The sequence below is a fragment of the Dehalococcoidales bacterium genome (assembly GCA_030698765.1).
In the GTDB taxonomy this organism is placed as follows: domain Bacteria; phylum Chloroflexota; class Dehalococcoidia; order Dehalococcoidales; family UBA2162; genus JAUYMF01.
Window position 1 is genome coordinate 1 of the sequence record JAUYMF010000052.1, and the last position, 6310, is coordinate 6310.

The following is a 6310-nucleotide window of genomic DNA, read 5'->3' on the forward strand; positions in this document are numbered from 1 at the left end:
GAGACAATCTATGCCTTCGGTACTACCTGCGGGATCGATAAAATGGATGCGGTTATCGCAGCCAGCCAGATATGTGACGAGTATGGTATCGACACGATGAGCGCCGGAATCACCATCGGCTTCGCCATGGAGTGTTTCGAGAAGGGCTTGATCAGTATCGAAGATACCGGCGGCGTCGAGCTCCGCTTCGGTGACGATAAAGCCATGATTGCCATGCTGAGGAAGATCGCCGGGCAGGAAGGGTTCGGAAAGGAACTGGCCAGGGGTACCAGGAGATTGTCCGAGGAGATCAAGGGTTCAGAGGCCTTTGCCATGCAGGTAAAAGGATTGGAGCTTGGCGGTTACGAGTGCCGTGGCTTGAACGGGCAGGCTTTGCAGTTTGCCATTGACGCCCGCGGCGGCTGTCATCATGGCTACGGTTTACCGGGCAGGCAGGAGATATTCGATGGTACGCGGCTTGAGGTTAAAGGGAAGGGCGAGTACGTCAAGAAAGGGGCGATACATGAGATGGTTTGTGATTCTCTTATTGTCTGCTCCTTTGCCCGCCGGGTGTATGATATGGGTATATTGGCCGATTCCCTGGCGGCTTTATACGGGGAACCCTGGTCTGTTGATGACCTCAGGGAGGCCGGGGTAAGGATAATGACCCAGGAGAGGCTCTTTAATATGCGGGAGGGGCTGACCCGGGAGCATGACACGCTTCCGGAGAGATTGCTGAAGGAGCCCAAGCCTGACGGGCCGACCGCGGGAGCCGTGGCGCCCCTGGAGGAACTGAAGGACGACTTCTACCGGTCAATGGGCTACGATTTAGCTACCGGCAACCCTCCGGATTCACTGCTATCAAGGTTAGGAATTGAGAAATGAAAAAGCTTATCGGGCTACTGCCGGCACTGGTTTTATCTCTGGTCAGTTGTGCCTCGCCGCCAGCGCCGCAGGGTATTTTTATTGAGGGGACCTCGGGAGGAGATGCCGAGACCCTGAACTGGATTCTGGCGGCTGACGCCTCTTCGTTCAGCTATGCCGGATATACTATTGGTAGTCTGGCTACCTATGATAACCAGTGGAACGTGGTACTCCATCATCTGGCGAAGCCGGTGGCAATCTCCGAGGACGGTCTGACCTACACCATTACCATCCGGGATGACCTCAGATGGAGCGATAATACCAGCGTAACCTCCGGGGACTATGTCTATACCCTGAAGAACCTGATGTTCTCCGACTGGCTTAACTACCCCTACAAGAGTGACTGGCAGGAGGCGGTCGATGGCGAGATGGTATTTGTGGAGCCGGAGGTAGTTGATGAGACTACCTTTGTCATCAAAAGACAGACCGTGGACCCCGAATTTATCGATAATTCCGTCTATTCCCTGACTCCTTATCCCAGGCATATCGCCGTCCAATATGAGGGTGATGTTAAGGCATTTACCGAGGCCGATGAGTTCAATAACCTGACCTATACCGGCAACCTGGGGCCGTACCGCTTTAAGGAATGGATTCGGAATGACAAGTATGTTGTCGAGCGTAACCCGGACTTTTACCTGGGGCAGGATGACGGCTCTCCTTACTTCGAGCAGTACGTTACCAAGATCCTGGGTACTCCGGCAGCGCGCCATGCCGCCCTGGAGGCGGGGGATATTACCTATACCGGCATCGAACCGCAGGAGGTTGCCAGGTTCAAAGAGATGGAGAGTATTAATGTCCATACCGTGCCTACCAGCGGCTACGATTTAATAATCTATAACCTGAGGAACAATGGCTGGGAAGGCCTTGATAACAAGCAGGTGAGGCAGGCGCTCTCCATGTCCATCAGCAAAAAGGCGGTGATTGATTCCATCCGTCTTGGCTTCGGCGACCCGGCGTTCAGCTTCATTCCCAAGCCTTCTCCCTGGTATACCGACGAAGGGGTGCCGACCTTCGGCTATGGCGCACTCTACGATAAGGAAAAAGCCAAACAGTCGCTTTATGAAGCCGGTTATGGTATCAGTAATACGGACGGGACAATAACCGTTCGTGGTAAAGACGGGCAACCTGTCAAACTCACTTTAGTCACCACCCCGGGCAGTAATATCTCCGAAAATCTTGCTTTTCTGGTGAAACAGGAGCTGGCGGATATTGACATCGAGGTGGAGGTTAAACTGGTACCCTGGCCTACTCTCCTCAGGCAGTATGTAATGAACAAAGCTCCCGGTACTGAACAGGAGCCCAGATATAATAATGGCCCTGATGCGGTGAGTGATGAACCATGGGACATGATAATAATGGCGTTTAACACCCATCCTATCGCTCCTTCCGGTTCCAGGGTGTTTTTCACCTCCGACGGCGGATTGAATTTCTGGGGATACTCTAATCCGGGGATTGATGAGCTCTTCGTGAAGGTTAGCTCGAAAGAGGCGCTGGATGAAGAGGCGCGCAAAGAGTTTTATGCCGAGATAAGCCAGATAATCGCTGACGACCAGCCGGTAGACTTTCTTACTTTCCCCAGAGGCAACCACGGTTTTCAGGCTAATGTAACCGGGATTGATGTCGGAATGAGGCTGGGCTGGAACTACCATAAGTGGCACTTTGCCGAACCATAGTTTCTTCTGAGGGAGCGAGCCTTTGCGCAGGGGTGGATTACAGGGTTATATCATCAGAAGGCTTATCTATGCGGTATTGATAACGGTGGGCGTGGTCACCGTTACCTTTATCCTGCTCCGGGTAGGTCCCAGCTCTCCGGCTGACAGGTACCTGGCGAACATGTCAGCCCGCACCCAGGACCCTTCCCAGGTGATTGCCGCCGTTGAAGCCAGATACGGACTGGATAAACCGCTGTATGAGCAGTATCTGACCTACGTGGCCAACCTGTTTCGCGGCGACTGGGGGTGGTCTTTCAGTACCTCCATGCCGGTACTGAAGCTGATTCAGCGGCACTGGGTCTATTCCTTCCAGCTTATCCTGCTCAGTATGTTGTTTTCCACCAGCCTGGGGATATTAATCGGGGTCTACTCGGCGGTCAAGCAGTATACCAGGACTGATTACCTGGCTACCTTTTTCTCTTTCATCGGCGTATCTATTCCCAATTTCTGGCTGGGTATCATGCTGATCCTGGTATTCTCGGTGCAGCTGGGCTGGTTCAAGACCTACTATGACACCGGCGTGCCCCTGTTTTCCCTGGCTAATTTAAAAGCCCTTATCCTGCCGGTGATTACGCTGGGTACGGGGATGATGGCCGGCTATACCCGTTATGCCCGCTCGGCTACCCTGGACAATTTAAGAAAGGATTTTGTCCGCACTGCCCGGGCCAAGGGCCTGCCGGAGCGTGTTGTCATCGGTAAGCACGTTTTAAGGAACGCCATCCTGCCTGTCATTACCATCATACTCTTTGACCTGAGCGGGGTTGTCTTCGGTGGCGCCTATCTCACCGAAATTATCTTCGGTATCCCCGGGCTGGGCAGAGTGTCCTTCAATGCCATTTTTGCCAACGATTATCCGGTGGTGGTGACCATTACCCTCATCGGGGCGATGGTGGTATTGCTTACCAACCTGGTTACTGATATCGTCTATACCCGGCTTGACCCCAGAATACGCTATGACTGATGGGAAAGATAATGGTAAAGATTAGCCGTAGAGTCGGCGGACGGAGAAACCTGATCGTCCTTTGCGCGCTGCTGGGACTGGTTCTGTTCCTTCTCGGCGATGTTTATCTTTTCGGTGGTATTCTGGAACCTCTGGAGTACTTTTACCTGTTCTTTGCCGTTCTGACCGTCGGCTACGGACTGTACCCGCTCTACGTCAACCGGCGGCTGACCGTGTACTACTGGGAGAGGACGAGGCGGCACCGGCTTTCCGTCCCGGGGCTGGCCTTTATCATCTTCCTGGTGTTGGTGGCTGTCTTTGGCCCTCTTTTTACCCTGGACCCCACCAGGGTGAACTTCGAGGAGAAAAACCTGCCCCCGGTGGGCTTTACCACGCAGCAGTCAATATATAACCTGGAAACAGAAGAATTTCTGACTACAGAGACCCCCGGTACCTGGCGGCATCCCCTGGGGACTGACGACAAGGGCAGGGATATGCTGGCGATGCTCGTCTCCGGCGCCCGGGTGTCTTTGCAGGTGGGTTTGATGGCTACCCTGATCGCGATATTCATCGGCACGGTCATGGGCGTGCTCTCGGCTTACCTGGGGGGGTGGGCGGATAATGCCCTGATGCGGTTTACCGATATCATGATGACCTTCCCCTTCTTCCTGCTGCTGGTATTTATTATCTTTATTTTCGGGCCGTCCCTGGTTTTTATCATCGTTGCCATCGGTCTCACCGGCTGGACTGGTACCGCCCGGCTGGTGAGGAGCGAAGCCCTGTCCCTGCGGACGCGGGAGTTCGTTATGGCTTCTAAATCCCTGGGAGCCAGCGATGCTCGCATCATCTTCCGGCACCTCATCCCCAATGTACTGAGCTCGGTTATCGTTATTGCCACTCTATCCATACCGGGGGTCATTCTGGCTGAGGCAGGGCTGAGCTTTATCGGCCTGGGCGACCCGACGGTTACCAGTTGGGGGGTTGTCCTGTATTCCGGTCAAAATAGCCTGGATACCGCCTGGTGGGTGGCGGTGGAACCCGGCTTTATCCTCTTTCTGACTGTGCTCGCCTTCAATTTTCTGGGAGACGGCATCAGGGATGCCTTCGACCCCCGGAGTCAAATTTAGGAACTATGACGGACAGTACTATTTTACAGACCAGTCATCTGAAGACGTACTTTTTCACCCGCAACGGAGTGGTCAAGGCGGTTGATGATCTCAGCTTCAGTCTCCGCCGGGGAGAGAGCCTGTGCCTGGTCGGTGAGTCAGGCTGTGGCAAGACCGCCACGGCGCTATCAGTGCTGCGTCTGATTGACAACCCCCCGGGCAAAATAGTTGACGGCGAAATACTGTACCATGGTGAGGACCTGTTGCAGTGTTCACTGGAAAGGATGAAGCAGATTCGTGGTAACCGCATCGCCATGATATTCCAGGATCCGCAGTCTGCATTGAACCCGGTGTTCACCGTTGGCGACCAGATTGCCGAGCAGGTGAGTCTGCACCTTAAGCTGAATAGCAGGGCGGCCATGGACAGGGCGTTGCACCTGATGGAACAGGTGGGTATCCCTCAGGCGGGAGCGCGAATCAGAGATTACCCTCACCAGTTCTCCGGGGGAATGCGACAGAGAATCATGATTGCGGCGGCGTTGTCCTGCGACCCTGAAATTCTCATCGCCGATGAGCCGACTACCGCCCTCGATACCACCATCAAGGCGCAGATCCTGGATATCTTCCGGGGCTTGAAGCAGGAAAGGGACATGTCTATCCTGTTCATCACCCATGACCTGGGTACGGTGGCGGAGATTGCCGACCGTGTAATTGTGATGTATGGCGGCAGGCTGGCTGAAGCCGGCACCGCCGCCGATATCTTTGACCACCCGCTGCACCCCTACACGCTGGGGTTGATTAACTGCCTGCCCGGTATCCCGGGTAGGCGGGACAGACTGACTCCCATCCCGGGGATGATACCGAGCCTGATTGACCCGCCGGAGGGCTGTATCTTCAGCCCCCGCTGCCAGCAGCGGCTGGCGTTCTGTGAGCGGGTAAGGCCGCAGGAAGTCACCATCTCCGGGGAGCATATCGTCGCCTGTCACCTGTATCCGGAAGCGAGCCCAGCCAAAGAAGATGTGGTGTCACAATGAATGTGAAATTACTGGAAGCCCGCGACGTGAAGAAATATTACCCGGTCACGGCGGGCATGTTTGCCCGTCATGTGGCTGATGTCAAGGCGGTTGATGGGGTCTCGCTGGATATGACGGAGGGGGAGACCCTGGGACTGGTCGGCGAGTCCGGCTGTGGTAAGTCCAGCCTGGGCAGAGCTTTGTTGAGGCTGGAAGAGCCGACCGCGGGCAGTATCCTGTATAAAGGCAGCGATATCATCCATTGGAGCAAAAAGCAGCTGAAAACGCTGCGTAAAGAGGCTCAGATGATATTCCAGGACCCGCAGTCGTCCCTCGACCCCCGGATGACAGTCGGCGACTCCATCGGGGAAGCGTTGCTGGTGCACGACCTGGGTGATGAGCGGGAAAGGCCGGGGAAGGTGGAGGAGTTGCTGCAAAGGGTAGGTCTGGAACCGCAGCACGCGGCCAGATATCCCCACGAGCTGAGCGGCGGACAGAAACAGCGCATCGGCATTGCCCGGGCGCTGGCGGTGAACCCGGAACTGATTGTGGCTGATGAGCCGGTCAGCGCCCTGGATGTCTCGATACAGGCGCAGATTCTGAATCTGCTCCAGGACTTGCAGCATGAGCTTGGAC

Annotated in this window: 6 protein-coding genes; all 6 read left to right on the forward strand. The window is 55.2% G+C overall.

What is annotated here, in order from left to right:
- The coding region (locus tag Q8Q07_02595) for an aldehyde ferredoxin oxidoreductase C-terminal domain-containing protein (protein ID MDP3879180.1) at positions 1-864 on the forward strand (864 nt) is incomplete at its 5' end.
- Positions 861-2576 carry an ABC transporter substrate-binding protein gene (locus tag Q8Q07_02600; protein MDP3879181.1) on the forward strand — a complete coding sequence of 572 codons (1716 nt, stop codon included), beginning with the start codon at positions 861-863 and terminating at the stop codon, positions 2574-2576. The genes Q8Q07_02595 and Q8Q07_02600, both read left to right, overlap by 4 nt.
- Positions 2577-2598: 22 nt before the next feature.
- Complete coding sequence (locus Q8Q07_02605; GenBank protein MDP3879182.1) at positions 2599-3576, forward strand: ABC transporter permease; 978 nt, start codon at positions 2599-2601, stop codon at positions 3574-3576.
- Between the two features lie 11 nt (positions 3577-3587).
- The gene (locus Q8Q07_02610; GenBank protein MDP3879183.1) at positions 3588-4682 is read left to right on the forward strand and encodes an ABC transporter permease; all 1095 of its coding nucleotides are present in this window, start codon (positions 3588-3590) and stop codon (positions 4680-4682) included.
- A gap of 5 nt (positions 4683-4687) precedes the next feature.
- Positions 4688-5695, forward strand: a complete 1008-nt coding sequence (locus tag Q8Q07_02615) for an ABC transporter ATP-binding protein (GenBank protein ID MDP3879184.1) — start codon at positions 4688-4690, stop codon at positions 5693-5695.
- On the forward strand, positions 5692-6310 hold a 619-nt coding region (locus tag Q8Q07_02620), incomplete at its 3' end, for a dipeptide/oligopeptide/nickel ABC transporter ATP-binding protein (protein ID MDP3879185.1). The genes Q8Q07_02615 and Q8Q07_02620, both read left to right, overlap by 4 nt.